General features: G+C 63.7%; 15 protein-coding genes. 5 read left to right on the top strand and 10 right to left on the bottom strand.

Going from position 1 to position 16,959, the window contains the following annotated elements; all coding sequences use genetic code 11:
• Nucleotides 1-31 precede the first annotated feature (31 nt).
• Nucleotides 32-682 (top strand): response regulator transcription factor, encoded by a 651-nt coding sequence (locus CG471_RS10135; RefSeq protein WP_099231792.1) that lies wholly within the window; start codon nucleotides 32-34, stop codon nucleotides 680-682.
• A gap of 52 nt (nucleotides 683-734) precedes the next feature.
• Here CG471_RS10135 and CG471_RS10130 read toward each other — a convergent pair whose 3' ends face one another.
• On the bottom strand, nucleotides 735-1,892 hold the full coding sequence (locus tag CG471_RS10130) for an ATP-binding protein (protein ID WP_099231791.1): 1,158 nt from the start codon (nucleotides 1,890-1,892) through the stop codon (nucleotides 735-737).
• A gap of 661 nt (nucleotides 1,893-2,553) precedes the next feature.
• Between CG471_RS10130 and CG471_RS10125 the strand changes: the two genes are divergently transcribed.
• Complete coding sequence (locus CG471_RS10125) at nucleotides 2,554-3,381, top strand: outer membrane beta-barrel protein (protein ID WP_099231790.1); 828 nt, start codon at nucleotides 2,554-2,556, stop codon at nucleotides 3,379-3,381.
• A 45-nt stretch (nucleotides 3,382-3,426) separates the two neighbouring features.
• Here the strand turns inward: CG471_RS10125 and CG471_RS10120 are convergent, their stop codons facing one another.
• Nucleotides 3,427-4,341, bottom strand: a complete 915-nt coding sequence (locus CG471_RS10120; protein ID WP_099231818.1) for a formylglycine-generating enzyme family protein — start codon at nucleotides 4,339-4,341, stop codon at nucleotides 3,427-3,429.
• Between the two features lie 83 nt (nucleotides 4,342-4,424).
• A complete protein-coding gene (locus CG471_RS10115) occupies nucleotides 4,425-4,802 on the bottom strand; it encodes a YidH family protein (RefSeq protein WP_004207429.1) in 378 nt (125 codons plus the stop codon).
• A 555-nt stretch (nucleotides 4,803-5,357) separates the two neighbouring features.
• Between CG471_RS10115 and CG471_RS10110 the strand changes: the two genes are divergently transcribed.
• Together CG471_RS10110 and CG471_RS10105 are read left to right on the top strand one after the other, a co-directional pair.
• Nucleotides 5,358-6,119 carry a DUF2092 domain-containing protein gene (locus CG471_RS10110; RefSeq protein WP_180275664.1) on the top strand — a complete coding sequence of 254 codons (762 nt, stop codon included), beginning with the start codon at nucleotides 5,358-5,360 and terminating at the stop codon, nucleotides 6,117-6,119.
• Nucleotides 6,116-6,733, top strand: coding sequence for a hypothetical protein (locus CG471_RS10105; RefSeq protein WP_099231788.1), 618 nt, complete (start codon nucleotides 6,116-6,118; stop codon nucleotides 6,731-6,733). The genes CG471_RS10110 and CG471_RS10105 overlap by 4 nt, the downstream gene beginning before the upstream one ends.
• A gap of 100 nt (nucleotides 6,734-6,833) precedes the next feature.
• Here the strand turns inward: CG471_RS10105 and CG471_RS10100 are convergent, their stop codons facing one another.
• The 7 genes from CG471_RS10100 to CG471_RS10070 all read right to left on the bottom strand — a co-directional run bounded on the left by CG471_RS10100 (nucleotide 6,834) and on the right by CG471_RS10070 (nucleotide 15,794).
• Complete coding sequence (locus CG471_RS10100; RefSeq protein WP_099231787.1) at nucleotides 6,834-9,632, bottom strand: TonB-dependent receptor; 2,799 nt, start codon at nucleotides 9,630-9,632, stop codon at nucleotides 6,834-6,836.
• 315 nt (nucleotides 9,633-9,947) lie between these two features.
• A complete protein-coding gene (locus tag CG471_RS10095) occupies nucleotides 9,948-10,688 on the bottom strand; it encodes a winged helix-turn-helix domain-containing protein (protein ID WP_099231817.1) in 741 nt (246 codons plus the stop codon).
• Complete coding sequence (locus CG471_RS10090) at nucleotides 10,640-11,659, bottom strand: sulfotransferase (RefSeq protein ID WP_099231816.1); 1,020 nt, start codon at nucleotides 11,657-11,659, stop codon at nucleotides 10,640-10,642. The genes CG471_RS10095 and CG471_RS10090 overlap by 49 nt, the downstream gene beginning before the upstream one ends.
• A 1-nt stretch (nucleotide 11,660) precedes the next feature.
• Nucleotides 11,661-12,818 carry a glycosyltransferase family 4 protein gene (locus CG471_RS10085; RefSeq protein ID WP_099231786.1) on the bottom strand — a complete coding sequence of 386 codons (1,158 nt, stop codon included), beginning with the start codon at nucleotides 12,816-12,818 and terminating at the stop codon, nucleotides 11,661-11,663.
• Nucleotides 12,811-14,046, bottom strand: a complete 1,236-nt coding sequence (locus CG471_RS10080; RefSeq protein ID WP_099231785.1) for a glycosyl transferase — start codon at nucleotides 14,044-14,046, stop codon at nucleotides 12,811-12,813. The genes CG471_RS10085 and CG471_RS10080 overlap by 8 nt, the downstream gene beginning before the upstream one ends.
• Before the next feature lie 140 nt (nucleotides 14,047-14,186).
• Nucleotides 14,187-14,675 carry a nuclear transport factor 2 family protein gene (locus tag CG471_RS10075; RefSeq protein WP_099231784.1) on the bottom strand — a complete coding sequence of 163 codons (489 nt, stop codon included), beginning with the start codon at nucleotides 14,673-14,675 and terminating at the stop codon, nucleotides 14,187-14,189.
• 108 nt (nucleotides 14,676-14,783) lie between these two features.
• Nucleotides 14,784-15,794, bottom strand: coding sequence for a L,D-transpeptidase (locus CG471_RS10070; RefSeq protein WP_099231783.1), 1,011 nt, complete (start codon nucleotides 15,792-15,794; stop codon nucleotides 14,784-14,786).
• A 236-nt stretch (nucleotides 15,795-16,030) separates the two neighbouring features.
• Here CG471_RS10070 and CG471_RS10065 point away from each other — a divergent pair, with 236 nt between their 5' ends.
• Nucleotides 16,031-16,915: a LysR family transcriptional regulator gene (locus CG471_RS10065; protein ID WP_257211492.1), complete on the top strand. Its 885-nt coding sequence runs from the start codon at nucleotides 16,031-16,033 to the stop codon at nucleotides 16,913-16,915.
• The last annotated feature ends 44 nt before the right edge of the window (nucleotides 16,916-16,959 follow it).

Genomic DNA, 16,959 nt, shown 5'->3' with positions numbered 1-16,959 from the left:
GGGCGCCATCGGGAGTGGACAGGGGTAAGGGATGAGCAAGCCATTGACGCGGATATTGATTGCCGACGATCATCAGGCCTTGCGCCAGGGGGGTCGGACTTTCCTCGAAACCCAGGATCGCTGGCAGATCGTCGCCGAGGCATCGGACGGGCATGACGCGCTGAAAGCGGCGCGCGATACCCAGCCGGACATCGCGATCCTGGATTATTCGCTGCCGCTGATGAACGGGCTGGAACTGACCCGCGCGCTCAAGCAGGAATTCCCGCGGATCGAAATACTGATCTACACGATGCATGATCGGGAGGATCTGCTGGTCGAGGTGCTGCGTGCGGGCGCGCGCGGCTATGTGCTCAAGTCCGACAGCGGCCAGCATCTGCAGTCGGCGGTCGAGGCGCTGTCGCTGCGCAAGCCCTATTTCTCGGCGGCGATCTCCGAAACATTGCTCGACCATTATGTGAAGAGCAGCGTGGCCGGCAGCAATGTCGCCACGCTGACCCCGCGCGAGCGCGAGATCGTTCAGTTGATCGCCGAGGGCAAGATCAACAAGCAGATTGCCCATCTGCTCGATATCAGCGTGAAGACGGTCGAGACCCACCGCGCGGCGGCGATGCACAAGCTGAAGCTGGGAACGACGGCGGAGCTGGTGCGCTATGCGGTGCGCAACAATATCGTCGAACCCTGATCGGCGGGCGATCGGCGGGCGGGCCTGATCCTGCGCCGCCGATCAGGCGAGGTCAGTCGGTCTGGCGACGGCGCGGTATGGTCGCGGTGACGAGCGTGCCGGCGCCGGTGCGGCGGACTTCCAACTGGCCAGCGAGGGCCACGACCCGCTCCCGCATGCCCGACAGGCCGACGCCGACGATGTCGCGGCCCTGACCGTTGAGGATATGTTCGGGCACGCCCCGGCCATCATCCTCTATTTCCAGGGTGAAGCTGGTCTGGGTCCGTCGCAGGCGGACGACGGCGTGGCGGGCATCGGCATGTTTGTAGACATTGGCCAGTGCTTCCTGCGCCACGCGATAGAAGGCGATCTCCATGTCCGGGTCGCGCTTGATCGGTCCCGAAAGGCAGCGAAATTCGACCTGGATCCCGGACCGGCGGGCGAAGCCGCGGGTGAAATGGGCGAGGGCCGCCTCGATACCATCCTCCGCCAGTTCGGGCGGATGGAGCAGATAGCTGAGCGTCCGCACCTGGTCCTGGATCGCCTTGAGCGAGATTTCCATGGCCTGATAGGCGTCGTTGGCCTGGGGGCTCATGTCGCTGTTGCGCAGCGTCATGAGGTTGAACTGCATCAGGGCCAGTTGCTGGGCCGTTTCGTCATGCAGTTCGCGGGCGATCCGCTTGCGCTCCTCTTCCTCCGCCTGCAGCATCGAGAGGTGGTAGCGACGGGGATTGGCGGTTTCGCTTTCCGGATCTTCATCGTCGAGATGGCTGAGGATGAACAGATCCTCGGCGCCCGGCAGGCGTTCGCCATGGACGACCATGCGGATGTCCTGCCCGGCGAGCGGGAAGCTGAGGGTCTGGCTGAAGGGCGTGTTGTGCTGACAGAGGGCGGCGACATGTTCGCTCACGCTGCGGGCATCCTGCGGCGGCGCGGCGAAACGCGCCTTGACGGCATAGTAGCTCTGGCCTGCCACGAGATGCAGGTCGAGGCCAACGGCGCGGAGATAGGGCTGGCAGGCGCCATTGATGGCCACGATGCAGGCATCGCGATCCACCACCACGATCTTGACCGGAATGCTGTTGATCAGTCGCTGCAGCTCTGCACGGGATGTTGTATGGGACGGACTCGGCGGAACCAGATAGATCGGCGCCGGAACTGTGGCACTACCACGTTCGTCACCGAAAAACTCCGGATAATAGGGTGCCCCCGCTTGATGTAGTTCGAGCATGACGTCTCCCTCACCAGCTAAAATGCCCTGTATCATTCGACCGGGGCGAAAGTCCCGGCGCGTAAAGATCATCTGCGCGGCAAATGCCGCGTGAAAATGGACTAACTAACGAGCGACCCTGTTATCAGGAAGTATACCGGGGGTATTTCTATGTAGCAATGGTCGAGGCGATGCAAAAGTCGGAGTTTTTCGCGAACTTGAGATGCTTTCTGCATTGGTGGATGTTTGGCGGGTTGCTGCCGCGAAACCTATGGGAAATGGCCGTTTAACAGCGTTAATGGACTAAAGTATGACATTGTATACTTTGAAGAAATGTGAGTTTTATGTATAATTTTAGGTCTAAGGAAATATACCTACTGTAACGCGCGGATGTGGTCGGCGGTCTGCGCGACGCTCCTGAGTCGCGCATGCCGATGGATGGTTGAGCGGCCTGATTTGACGACCGGGTATTTACCCCGAGATGGGGGGACCGGCCCGCACGGCATTTTCCGGCCGCTTTACAGGCCAATGGTGATGACGGCATCGGGTTTACCGCGGCAACATTCTCCGCTCTCCTAGGCAATGACCCCGATGCCCAAGCTCTACGCAAGGGCGCACAAGGGGGGGCAGGCGTCATGGTCGCCATATCAAATGAGCGGCCGCTGGCCACAGGGAGGACGAAATGGCGCGTCACAGCATCAGGCTTGGCGGCATTTGTGTCGTGATGACGTGGGTAGCCGCAGCGCCCGTGCATGCGCAATCGCTCGACGACAAATATTGGATCGAGGTGGGGGCCTATTGGCCATCGGTCAGTTCCCATGTCCGGGTCGCACCCGCGTCCAATCCGGATGGCGGCACGAATATCGACCTGGAATCGGACCTTGATCTCGACAAGCACAAGGCACTGCCGCAGGTCGCGGCGGGGATCAGATTGGGCGGCAACTGGTCGGTGATGGGCGAATATTATTCGTTGAGCCGCAACGGGTCAAAGACGGTGGCGCGCGATATAGTCTTTGACGATGTCACCTATCCGGCCGGGGTGCGGGTGGAGAGCGGCTTCGATAGCGATGTCTACCGGCTGACCTTCGGCTATGCGTTCGTGAGCACCCCTGACACCCGCGTCGGCGCGGCGCTGGGGCTGCATGCGACCGATTTCACCCTGACGCTCAAGGGGGATGCCCGATTGGGGGAAACGCAGGTGAGCGGCACGCAACGTCGTCGCAAGGCGCTGGCGCCGCTGCCGACGGTGGGGCTGTTCGCGACGCAGCGGATCGCCACCGACCTGACGCTGAGCGCGCGGGCGGATTATCTGTCGCTCAAGGTCGACGATTATAAGGGCCGGCTGCTCAACACCGAAGCGGCCATGACCTGGCGCTTTGCCCGGAATGTCGGGGTCGGCGCGATGTGGCGCTACGTCAATTATCGCGTCGATGTCGACAAGGATAGCTGGGCCGGGCGGATGAAATATCGGTTTAGCGGCCCGGCGGTCTTCATGCAGGTCGGGTTCTGACAGGAAAGGGCGTCGTGCGGGTCGGCGCGACGCCCCTTCTGCCTGTCAGGCGGCGCGGATCACGCAGCGAAAGCCGATATGGCTGGTCGAGGAGTCGATCGCCTGGGCATGGCGCGCAGCGGGGCGATAGCGCCGGCAATAGCTGGGCGCACAGAGGTGCGAGCCACCCTTCAGGACACGGCGGGGGATGAGGATGTGCGGCTGGTGCGGGTCATAGCTGGCTTCGCGCGCCTGGTTGAGCGGGTTGCGCGGCGCGCAGCAGGGGCGCGAGGGATCGCCCTGGTGCCGGGCGGAATAGAAATCCTCGGTCCATTCCCAGACATTGCCGATCATGTCGGACAGGCCATAGCCATTGGCGGGGAAGCTGCCGACCGGCGAGGTGCGTTCATAGCCGTCGATCAGCAGATTTTCGGACGGGAAATTGCCCTGCCAGAAATTCGCCATCGCCTTGCCATCGGGCAACAGTTCGTCGCCCCAGGCAAATTCCTGGCCATCGACGCCGCCACGCGCGGCAAATTCCCATTCCGCTTCCGTGGGCAGCGCCTTGCCGGCCCAGGCGGCATAGGCAGCGGCGTCATCATAGGTGACGTGGACCACCGGATGATCGTCTAGATCATCGATCGAGGAGTCCGGGCCGAGCGGATGGCGCCAGTCGGCGTCGAAGACATAGCGCCACCACTGGCTCCAGTCATGCAGCGGCACGGGGCGTTCGGTCGGCGTGAAGACCAAGGAGGCGGGGCGCAGCATGTCCGGTTGGGCGCCGGGATAATCGTCCGGATTGGGGGCGATCTCCGCCGTGGTGCGATGGCCGGTCGCCTCGACGAAGCGACGGAAGTCGCGATTGGTGACGGGGGTGGCATCGATCCAGAAGGCGTCGACCTCGACCGGATGGGCCGGCGCTTCCTCGGGATAATGATGGTCCGACCCCATGATGAAGCGGCCGCCGGGAATATGGATCATGTTGTCCGGCGCAGTGGCCGCAGGGGCGAGGGGGGATGGCACGGTCAACCGATACTCCTTGTCTGTCGATCCTGTTGATGCGCCTATACGGCGCGTGTCGCAATGGCCGCGAACAGGGCGATGCCGGCCACGCACATGATCAGCGCCATGACCAGCACCGGCCGGCCCAGATGAAACTGGTTGGTCTGCTTGAGGTCGGACAGCGTCATCCAGTAACCCCATGTGCCGAGCAGGATGGCCAGCGTGCCCATGCCGGCGAGGAACAGGCCGATATGCTGCGGGCTCTGGGAATCGCCATGGCCCGTCTTCTCCGTCGCGGCGTCGAGAAATTTGTAGATGGTGAAGCCGAAGCTGAGCATCGAGAGCGAGGTGCGAATCCACGCCATCAAGGTGCGATCCGCGGCCATGACGGTGCGTTTTGCACCCAGATCGGCTGGCAGATTGGGAATGTCTTCCGTCATGATCGCCGCTCCATCAGCGAGAAATCTTGCGGTGATCCTAGGCGTGCCGTCGGGGATTGGCGATCATGATAAACCCTGGGACGGCACAGTAACGATCTGTTCCCGGTGCGCGGGCGCAAAGCGGCGCGGAGCGTTGGATAGCAGCATGTTAGGCGCGCGCCGGATGACGGGCATCGGCGCAAAAGGCCGATCAGGGCAAATCCCGACTTGGCCGGCCCCGGCGGCGCTCTAGCTTGATAGCGACAGGACAAGGCCGGGATGGTGCGCAAATGACCACCCGGCAGCAGGGATCGGCCGGGACTACCGGCCCATGAAATGACTGCCACCCATCCCCCCGGGTGTGGTCATGCATCAGGCGGGAAGAAGGACTGCACTTTCCGCCTGATGCTCCGTCAGGCTCAGGCCCTGCTCGGAAAGAAATGCGGCCAAATCGGCAATTATCCCGATGGGCCGTATCGGCGGAACAGCGATAGTCGGCCGCAGCAAGGGAGATGGCGTCCGATGGCTGCATCGCGCATCTCGCCGCGCGTCCGATCCGGGCAGAAGGAGCTTGTGATGAGGTCTAGGATAAAATGTCTCTGTGTGCCGCTGGCGCTGCTGGCCGCATCCACTGCCCATGCGCAGACTGCCGCGCCGGCGGCGGGCGTGGTCGAGCCGGCGGCGATGGACGCCATGGACAAGATGAGCGCCAAGCTGATCTCGCTGCCCGGCTTCGCGCTGAAGGCGGATGTCACGACCGAAGTGGTGCTGGATACCGGGCAGAAGCTGCAGTTCACCGGTGCGCTGGACATTCAGGTCCACAAGCCCGACGCGTTCAAGATCGTCGCCACATCCGACATCCAGAACCGCGAATATTATTTCGGTGGCGGCAAGTTCACGGTGCTGGCGCCGCGGCTGAACTATTATGCCAGCGTGCCGGTGACCGGTTCGATCGGCCAGTCGCTCGACAGCCTGCGCACCACCTATGGCATCGAACTGCCGCTGGCCGACCTGTTCACCTGGGGCACGGACCAGACGCTGCGCAGCCGCATAAAGTCGGGCTATGTCATCCGCCCCGAGACGATCGATGGCCGTACCTGCACCCATTATGCCTTCCGCCAGGAAAAGGTCGACTGGCAGATATGGATCGAGGACAGCAGCCAGTTGCCCTGCAAGATGGTGATCACCGACACGAACGATCCGTCGATGCCGCAATATAGCGCGCTGATGCGCTGGGACGGCAGCGCGCGACCGTCGGCGGCTGACCTCGCCTTCACCGCGCCGGCCGGCGCCAATCCGATCCGCATGGTGGACCTGAGCAAGGGAGAGGCGAAATGAGCATGGAGGCAAAACGCGGCCTGGCCATCATCGCATCGCTTGCCCTGATGGCTGAACCGGTCGTCATCGGTCGGGTCATGTTGTCATCGGCGGCGCTGGTGCTGGGCATGACCGCTTCGACGGTAGAGGCGGCGCCGCCCCGGAACCGCGGTAATCGCGGTGGCGGCGGGCGCGCACGACCGGCGCGGCCCTCGGGCGGCGGCCATGCGGCGCGGCCGGGCAATTCCAATCCCGGCGGGCGGCCGGGCGTGCGCGGCGGATCGGTCAACAATGTCAATCACAACCGGCATCACAACACGGTCAATAATGTCCATGTGAATGTCGATCATGGCGGTGGGCATCGTGGGGGCGGTCCGGACCGCTACGACCATTATGATCATCATCGCCATGACCGGTGGGATGATGATTGGGACGATCACTGGCATCCGGTGGCGACCGCGGCCGCAGTGACGCTGACGGCGGCGGCGATCGGGTCGATCGTGCGCAGCATTCCGCCGGATTGCTCGACCGTGGTGGTCAACGGCATCAGCTATTCGCAGTGCGGCAATAGCTGGTATCAGCCGCAATATGTCGGATCGTCGGTGCAATATGTGGTGGTCAATCCGCCGCGCTGAGGCGCCGGTCGATCAAAGGAAAAAGCGGCCGTCCGAAAGGGCGGCCGCTTTTTTGTGGGGCAGGTGCCGGACAGGCGAGTAGGCCCGTCCGGCAGAGCGATCAGAACTTGACCGAGGCGTTCACGAAGAAGGCGCGGCCGTATACGTCGTAGGTCGACGGATAGGTGTTCGACTGCTGCTGGTTGTCGCCCATGATCGGCGGCTTCTTGTTGAACATGTTGTTCATGCCCAGCGACCAGCCGAAGGTTTCCGTCGCCTGCACCTGAAGGCCGAGGTCGAACAGGTTGTAGGCCTTGATCTTCTCGACGGTATAGGTGGTCGTATCGTCGTCGTCGCGGACGCTCGACAGATAGCGATGGGTCAGGCCCAGGGTGATCGGGCCGCTGCTCCAGGTGATGCGGTTGTTGAGCCGCAGCTTGGAATAGGGATCGCCGCAATAGACGCCGAAGCGACCGGCACAGCTCTGGTTCAGTTCCGGGATCGCCGCGACCGGGTTCAGGTCGTAACGGATCAGACGGGTGCCCGCGACGCGGAAGCTGAGCTTGCCGGTCTTGGCGCCGAACACTCCGAAGTTGAGCGGCAGGCTGTAGTTCATCTCGAAGTCCACGCCCTCGGTCTTGAGGCCGCCGGTGTTGGACAGGAGATTTTCCGCGCCCTCGATCGCATAGCTGTTCTCGTTGCGCGGCAGCAGCGAGCAATAGCTGCTGTCATAGGGCGTCCAGCCATTGGACTGATCGCCATAGCAGGCCTTGATGATGTTCGCGGTGCCCGGCGTCGAAATGTAATTGTCGATCTTGATATGGTAATAATCGACCGTCAGGCTGAAGCGCGGCAGGAAGCTGGGCTGGAGCACGACGCCCGCGGTCCAGGTGTCCGACTTTTCCTCACGCAGGTTCGGGTTGCCGCCGGTGATCGAGTCGATCTGCGAGCTGCCACCGTTGATGTCGGTGCCGAGCGCGCTCGACGGAACGCCGGTCGCGACGCAGCTGGCCGCCAGGCTGGCATTGGTGGTCGCGTCCTCGGTCGAGCAGGGATCGTTCGCGGTCGGGAAGTCCTGCGACTGGCCCGAATAGAGATCCGCGACGGTCGGCGCACGCACCGCCCGGCTATACTGGCCGCGGAAGGTGACGTCCTTGATCGGCGCGTAGATGAGGCCGGCCGAGAAGGTGCCGACATTCTTGGCTGCGGTCGAGTAATGCGAGAAGCGATAGGCGCCGTTGAAGTCGAGCTTGTGGACCAGCGGCAGATCGGCGAGCAGCGGCACGTCGATTTCGGCGAACAGTTCCTTCACATTATAGCCGCCCGACAGGCCCTCACCGGCGTTGAAGCCGACGACGTCGCCCGAGGACAGGGCATAGTCCGGATCATAGCTGCCATGTTCGGAGCGATATTCGGCGCCGAAGGCGATGCCGGCCGGGCCGGCGCCCAGATCGAACAGATTGCCGTTGGTGACGGCGAAGCTGGCGACCTGTTCGGTCACGGTGCTGACATTCTTGACCGGGATCGAGATGAAGGCGGCGGCTTCGCTGCTGATATTGCCTTCGCCGAAGATGTTCAGCGGGACGCAGCCATTGCTGGTGTCCGAACAGACCAGATTGCCGTCGCTGTCATAGGTGGTCTTGAGCGCCTGCTCCACGCGGCTGCGCGATACGTTGCCGGTCTGGGTTTCGACCTGCTTGGTGCGCGAATAGCTGTAATAGCCGTCATAGTTCCAGTCGCCGGCAATCTGGCCCTTGGCACCGATCAGGGTGCGATAGGCGGTGTTGTCGACATTGGAGATGCGGGCGCCGACCTCGTTGAGGCGGCGATAGATGGCGGCGGTGGCATAGCCATCGCCATCGGTGTCGGCTGCGGACAGCAGCGCCTGCGATTCCGGCGAAAGGAAGGAGGAGTCGACGTCGAGCGAGACCGAGCCGGTGAACGGCGTGGACGCCAGGCGGTTCTTGACGCGATTGTTGATGAACTGACCCTCGGCATAGACGGTCAGGTGATCGTTGACGTCATAATGGGTCTGGGCGCTCAGCAGGATGCGCTTCTGGGGCACCTGCAGATAATTGTCCGGCGCATAGTTGTAGGCGTCGCTCGTCGCGTCATAGGCCGAATAGCTGCCGTCCTGGTTGAACTTATACTGGGTGCCGGCCAGGGCGAAGCGGGTGCCGGGGATCGAGCCCGAGCCGCCGGCGGCCAGGCCGCCATCGCCGTCATCGGTATAGGCCTGCTTGGTGTAGCTGCGGGCCGACTGCTGGACGGCGTCGCGCTTGGTATAGTCGATGTAGAAGGTGGCGTTGCCGCGACCGTCGGCGAAATTGCCGCCCATCAGCAGGTTGGTGTTGAAGGTACCGCCGTCGCCTGCCTGGTTGATGCGATAATTGGCGTTTGCTTCGACGCCGGAAAAGTCGCGCTTGGTCACGAAGTTGATGACGCCGGCGATCGCGTCCGAACCATAGACGGCGGAACGGCCGCCCGACACGACTTCGACATGGTCGATCAGGCCCGCCGGAACGGTGTTGAGATCGACGATCTGGTTGGAGTCATAGGAGACGTAGCGACGGCCATCGACCAGCACCAGGGTGCGGTTGGCGCCCAGGCCGCGCAGGTCCGCCGTCGACACGCCGCCGCCCGGATTATTGGATGCCGCCGTCGTGCTGGGGATCAGCTGGGGCAGGTCGTTGATGATCGATTCGACGTTGACCTTGCCGCTGAGCTTCAATTCCTGCGCGCTGACGATCGCGATCGGCGATGCCTGTTGCAGGTCAGGGCGGGCGATGCGCGAACCGGTGACGACGATGGTGTCGCTGGTCGCGCCGTCATCCGCCGCGCTGGTCTGCGCGAAGGCCGGGGTCGCCAGGCCGAGCAGGATGGTCGACGCCGAAAGGCGCCGCAGGATGTGAGATGGCATGAAAATAATCTCCCTTGGGATTTTTATCCCGGCCCGCGCCCTGTTGGTTTGTCCTTGGGATGACGCGAGCCGATGGAGAGATTTGTATGCGTGCGACGAAGTGCGTCAACGCGATTTGCCGTGTTTCACAAAGGTTTAACAAATCTGTTGCCAATAAAAAACAGATATGGCGATAGATTTGATCATGTTATGAAATGTTGCGTATGTTTCAGTTGATTTCATTATTTGAGAAATTTGAAAATTATATTGTATTCATAACGAAAAATGCCCCGCATATCTCCATATGCGGGGTGATAAATTTGACTTGTATTTTGATCAGTTGGCGGTGTTGCCAGCCGTGACGGGGTGGACGAAGATATAGCCTTCATTGCGCACAGTGCGGATCGTCTGTCCCTTGAGCCCGCCGGCCGACAATTTGCGACGCAGACGGCACAGTTGGACATCGATGGCGCGGTCATAATGGTCGCTCGACGCGCCATAGACCTGGTCGAGCAACTGGTTGCGGTTCAGCACCTGGCGTGCATTGGCGACGAAGACGCGCAGCAACTGATATTCGCCCTCGGACAGCGAGATGGTGCCACCGGTCGGATCGAACAACTGGCGGGTGGTGAGGTCGAAGCGCCAGCCCTGGAAGGCGACCCAGCTATTGTCGCGCGGGGCCATAGCCATGGTGCCGGCATCGGCCTGGCGGCGACGGGCGCGCAGCGCCGCATTGGCGCGGGCGAGCAGTTCACGCGCGTTGCAGGGCTTGGTCAGATAATCTTCCGCGCCCATTTCCAGGCCCAGGATGCGATCAATGTCGCTGCTGGCGCGGCTGTGGATGATGACCGGAATGCGCCGCTCGAACGCAAATTCGCGCAGCAGGCCGGCAGTATGCTGGCCCGGCATCATCGGTTCGGCGATCAACAGGTCATAATGACCTTCTTCCGAAAGGCGGCGCATGTCGGCGAGGTTGGCGGCGGTGTCGACGTCGAAGCCATAGCGGCCGAAATAGTCCGACAGCGACGTCAGCAGTGCTGCGTCATCGTCGGCAAGGAGGATGTGGCTGTTCTGCATGATCGAGCATAGGACGGCGCCGGCCCGGCCATCCCGTCGCGTGATTTTGCGTCGCGGCATGTCTGTTGTTCCAGTCGGTCGGCAATGGCGGCCTCGCCATGCCGATAATAGTCGTTGAAATGGGCGATCGCGCCCTCGTCCAATATGTCGCGCATGCGCAGTGGACGGCCGAAGCGGCCCGACGCATTGGCGCGGCGGAGCAGCTTGCGGCTGAGCCCATACCAGCCGGGCAGATGGAGCAGGCAGTCCTTGTCCGCGACGGCGCGCCGGGTGAAGAGATTGGCGGCGCGAAAGGCCCAGAGCAGCAGCCGGTCGGGTGACGGATTGCGTGTGCCCCAGTCCAGCTGGTCGAGCGTGACATCCAGCCCGAAACGGGCGGCATAGGCAGCGGCGAAACCGCGCGGATCGGCGCGAAAATCCTCATAGCGGAAGACATGGACATTGTCCGCGCCGAACAGCCGGTCATAATAAGCGATCAGCCGTGCATAGTCGAAATGCTCGCGGCGGAAGCCGGGCGCCTCGTCCCGCTCGGGCGCCACCGGGCCGAGCCGGTCGCGACCGAACAGATAACGATGGATGCCGAAGGTGCCGCCGCCCTTCACATATTGGAGATAGGCGGACGCGATGGCGGAGCAGGGATCGCGCACGAAGATGACGATCTGCGCGCCGGGCAGCGTGTCGCGGATGCGACCGGCGACATCCTTGGAAAGATTGCCGGCCAGCCCGCCATTATGCAGCCCGCCGCTCAGGTTTTCCTCGCACAGGATGATGTCGTCGCGGTCCTGGCCCAGTCTGTGGCGGGCCTGGTCCGGCTCGAAATGGAGCGCGCCGGCCTCCAGAAAGGCGGCCCGCGCGACGGCGCGGGGCAGGTAGCGACGATTGCGGACAGCGGGATAGAAAATATCCTGGAACCAGGTGGTTCCGGTCTTGTGATAGCCGATATGGATGATGGGGCCCCTGTAGATGCGCATCCTATCCTCCTTCGGTGAGTGCGGGCGTGCTGCGAGACGGGGCGGGGCGGCGGGTCGGCAGTTCGTGCAGCACGAGGCGACAATGCCGTTCCCACGACAGGTTGTTCGCGGCCCAGATCCGGGCCTGATCGCCCAGCCGGCGGCAGAGCGCGGGATCGCGTGCCAGCAGCGCGAGCGCCGCGCGCAATGCGCCGGGGGAATTGCCGTCGACGACCAGGCCGGTGACGCCATCGCGGACCAGTTCGGCCGGGCCGCCATCCGCGCCGACGATGCAGGCCAGCCCATGTGCCATGGCATCAGCGACGCTGAGGCCGAACCCTTCCACCTCGGCGCCGTCCTCCAGCGCGATCTGGGGGTGGAGGAAGATGTCGGCATCGCGATATTGCTCGGCCAGTTCCGCGTCGGAGACATAGCCGGCCAGGCGGACATGATCCTCCAACTGGTGGCGGCGCACGGTCTGCTGGATGCGGATGCCGTCCACGCCGCGGCCGACGATGGTGTAGTGGAGCGAGGCTTCCTCGCGCAGGCAGGCGGCGGCGGCGTCGATCGCGGCCGGAATATTCTTGCGCGCGACGAGGCGGCAGACGGTCAGTATCTGGGCCGGTGCGTCGCCATATTGGAACGCGGTGGCGGGACGGTCGGCCGGCATGCGCACCCCGTTCCAGGCGACGATGGTGCGTGCGGCAAGATCGGGCAGGCGCTGCACCAGCAGGTCGCGGGTGACGGCGCTGACCGCGATGATGCGCCGGGCGCGGCGCAGCACCAGCCGCAGCAGGGCGAAGGCACCGCCGGCCGGGCGACCGACTTCCCGGCCATGGATCGTCACGATGAGGGGGCGGGGAAAGACGAGGGCAGGCAGGGCTGCGCGCCAGGTGCAGGCATGGATCGCCTTTGGGCGCTCACCGCGCAGCCAGGCGCCGGCCATGGCGCGGAACAGCCGGCCATAGACCCGCAGGCGCGAGGCCGGGCCGACATCGATCAGTTCGACGCCGTCGCTGCTGACCCGGCGCGGGCCGGCCGAGGATTTGGCGAACAGGGTGACGCGCCAGCCCAGCGCGGCATAGGCGCGGGCGGTTTCGGCCACATAGGTCTGGACTCCGCCTTCATCGGGCGCATGGACGCGGGCGACGAGCCAGAGGCGGCGATCGGCATCAGCCATGGCGCAGCGCCTCCCGCAGCTTATAGGGTGTCGGAACGGGGCTGGCGGCCGGTGCGCCGCGCGTCAGATAATCCGCGACCGCCCTGGCCGCGCGCGCCGAGGCGGGCGCGCTGCCGCTGGTGAAGGTATCGGACAGGCCGCGTCGCTGGGCGGCGTCATACATGCCATGGGCGGCCATGGCGGCGGCGACCTTGTCCGGGATGCGATCGGCGGATTCATGGACCGGGCCATAATGCCAATGGGCATAGTTGGGATCGTCGCGCCACTGCGCGCCATGGCCGTTGAGGAAGAGACAGGGGCGCGGCGTGGCGATGAATTCGTAGATCTGGCTCGACACGTCGCCGATATAGGCGGCGGCAAGCTGGACATAGCTCATGTCGACGCTTGCCCGGCTGCCCAGGTCGACATGGATGTGCGGCAGGCCGGCAAACTCGGCCAGCATGCGCTCGGCTACGGCGCGCTTGCGGCGATTGTCGAACAGGCGGACATGGGGCGCGACGATCAGGTTGAACCGGTCATCGGCCGCGAACTGGCGCAGCACATCCATGCCCATCGCCTGCCAGGAGGAGAGGCGCGGCGAGAAATGCGGGTTGTAGAGGATGATCGGGCGATTGTCGGTGAAGGGGCTGGCCGGGCGCTGGCCCTGGGTCAGGTCGAACTTGCCATAGCCGGCAATGGCGTAATGATCCTCGCGGATCAGGCCCTGTGCCAGCATCCGGCGGCGCTGCTTCTCGCCCGCCAGCAGGACGAAGTCGAACAGGGCGATGCGCGGATCATAGCCGACCGCGCGGTCGCCCGCGCCATGACAGGTATGGATGAAGCGGCTGTCCGCCAGCCCGAGCCGGCGCAGCAGCAGCGAGGTGCGTTCGGGCACGACGATCGCGTCATAGCGGGCGAGGCGGCGGCGCGCGGCGAGCAGGGTGGCGATCTTGGGCGGGCTGGCATGGCCCGACAGATGGGACAGGGTGCGCAGCCAGATATTGTCGAGATGGATGAAGTTCAGCCGGCCGCCGCCATGACGGGCCGCCAGGTCGCGGGCCAGCGCAATATGATCGGCCCCGGCGGCGATGATATCGACGCGAAAGCGTGGATCATGCGACAATTCCAGTGCCAGCGGCATGGCGTGCAGAAGATGATGGATCTGCGCGTTAAAGAAGAAGCAGATCGACTGCGTCTTCCTGTCTGTCTTTTCGGTCCGGGCCGGGAAATTGATCGGCTGTTGTATCACGCTGCACTCCGCGTCTGACGCTGGTCAGGCGAAGTGTCTGCGTGTGATTTTGCCCGGCGATTTCAGATTGCGGCGATGTCTGTAACATTGTGCGCCGGGTTCGGCATTTCCATGTCAGCCTTGCCGGGCGGCGAACTGCCCTATTTCCGGACGACGGCGGCGTTGAGGAACGGATCATTGCCGATGAACATCGGCGTGCTGTCGAACAGCGAAATGCGCCATTCGCCGTCCGCATCCCGGCGGAATTCCATGCGGCAATCGGCGACGATGGTCGGGCCGACCAGATTCAGGATCGGCGCCTTGCCCTCACCCGAATAATTGACCAGCATGAACTGCGCGCTGCCATGGTCGGCGGCCGGGAATTGAATGCGCATATTGGTGATGGTGTGCCGTTGGGTGCGGACGCCATCCTTCTGCTGGGTGGCGACCCGCTCGTTGCGGGCGGTGTAGAAGGCGGTGATGGGGCCATGGCCCTGATGCAGCGTGCCGCCGACCAGATAATGGCAATCGTCGCTACAGAGCGGCGCGACATTCATGCCGCCGTTGAGGTCGAGATCATAGCCCCAGTCGATCACCAGTTGCTCGATTTCCAGCGCGGCAATGGCGGTTTCGGCGGTGAAGCGGGGCATTATCCTCATCCTTTCCTGTGGCATGCTGCTCTTTCCGATAGCTTGTGCGCATGGGGATGGGCGCCCGCAAGCATAGAGGGCTCCGCCGTGGCGATGCTTGATGGATGGTCAGGGCTGGGGCGCGACCGCGTCCATGATCGTGAGCTTCTCGCCGGTCGAGGCGCCGACGCTGGAGTCGGTGACGAGGATGGTGGTGCCCGGCTTCAACTGGCTGCGGATCTTGTCATAGAAGCCGCGCGGCAGGCGCACCCGGTTCAGCACCGCTTCGTCCACGACATTCTCGACATCATTTTCATGGCCCGGCAGGCCGACATAGAGCCAGTGGGTCTTGCCATCCTTCCCCATGGTGAGGGTGATGACATGGGAGCCGGGATCGCCCTCCTTGATCTCGGCGACGCTGCGGCCGATTTCGGTGCCGTTGCGCAGCACGACGATCCGCTGCTCCTTCTTCGAGACGATGATGGTCAGCGGGCCGCTGGTCGCCAGTTCGGGTTGCCAGCGATATTCCTCGCCCTTGAGCGGGCGATATTCGACCTGCTCGCCCTTGTCGTTGATCGGCGACAACAGGCTCGCCTGGCTGGTGCGCATATGGGTGGCGGCATTGCCCTGAACCACCACGGTCGCGCCCAGGCTGGTGATGGCGAACAGTTCCTGCGAGAATTTATAGGGCAGGTGGATGCAGCCATGGCTTTCGGGATAGCCCGGCAGGCCGCCGGCATGGAGCGCGACGCCGTCCCAGGTCAGGCGCTGCTGATAGGGCATGGGCGCGTTATTATAGGTGCTGGACCGATGGTCCTTGTCCTTCTGCAGGATCGTGAAGACGCCGGTCGGCGTTGCATGGCCTTCCTTGCCCGAGGATATGGTGGACACGGCGATGCGCACGCCATTGCGATAGACGGTCGCGATCTGGCGCGAGAGATCGACATAGACGAGCAGCGGCCCGGTCGGCGATACCTGTGGCGCCCAGACCCATTGGCCCGGCTTCAGATTGTCGGCACGGCGGGCAAATTCGGGAGGGGATGTGGCGCGATCGCCCTGGGCCAGCGCGGGGTAGGGGAGCAGCAGCAAGGCGCAAAGCAGGCGGCCATGGCAAACCATATTGCGGTAGTCGATCGGCACGGCATGTCCCCCTGGTTATCGTTCCGCGGTGATATCCGTGATCCTTGTGCATTTCCATCGGGGGCGACCCTGAGGCGTCATGATGAAGGGGTGGAGGTCCATGAGATAATCGTTTCTGTTGCGCCCGCAACGGACCTTGTGCGTCAGTCCTGCTGATTGACCGGCGCATGGGGTTCTGCGCATCCTTTTCGACCGCAGTGATGATCGAGGGGGATGGTGTGGACCGCTGGCAAGCCATGAGGATCTTTGTTCGCGTGGCGGAAACCGGCGGTTTTGCCGAAGCCGCGCGGCAATTGCATCTGAGCCCGCCGGCGGTGACGCGGGCGATTTCCGCGCTGGAGGATGAGATAGGCGTGCGGCTGCTGACCCGGACCACGCGATCGGTGAAACTGACCGAGGCAGGCCGTGGCTATCTGGACGATTGTCGCCGGATATTGGCCGAGATGGCGGATGCGGACGCGGCGGCGGCGGGCGCCCATGGCAACCCCACCGGCACGCTGATCGTCACGGGATCGGTGATCTTCGGCCAGATGTATGTGCTGCCGATCCTGCTCGACTATCTGGATCGCTTTCCCGCTGTGACCGGGCGCAGCCTGTTCGTCGATCGACTGGTCAACATCGTCGAGGAGGGCATCGATGTCGCCATCCGGATCGGTCATCTGCCGGATTCGGGCTTGAGCGCCATTCGGGTCGGGACGGTGCGGCGGGTCATCTGTGGCGCGCCGGCCTATTTCGAGCAGCATGTCATGCCCCGGACCCCGGCCGACCTTGTCCATCATCGCATCGTCGGCCCGACCGGGGCATGGGCCTCCCCCGAATGGCATTTCGGGCCGGAGGGCCGGAGCAGCGTCACCGTCCACCCCCAACTTTTCTGCAACACCAATGAAGCGGCGATAGCCGCTGCCGAGCAGGGCTGGGGGCTGACCCGCGTGCTGTCCTATCAGGTCGAGCCGGCACTGGCGGCCGGGCGGCTGGTCACGGTGCTGGACGAGCATATGGAAAAGCCGCTGCCGGTCCATGTCATCCATGCCGAAGGGCGGCGGGCGGCGGCCAAGGTGCGCAGCTTCGTCGATCTGGCGGTCGAGCGGTTGCGGGCCAACCCGCTGTTCCAGCAAGGCTGATAATTATTCCGTAAATAGGAATAATGACTTCCAATTTTCTCGAA

The sequence above is a fragment of the Sphingobium sp. IP1 genome, assembly GCF_002708645.1.
Taxonomy (GTDB): domain Bacteria; phylum Pseudomonadota; class Alphaproteobacteria; order Sphingomonadales; family Sphingomonadaceae; genus Sphingobium; species Sphingobium yanoikuyae.
The sequence above is the reverse complement of the archived record's forward strand: the minus strand, read 5'-3'. Positions and strand labels throughout refer to the sequence as shown.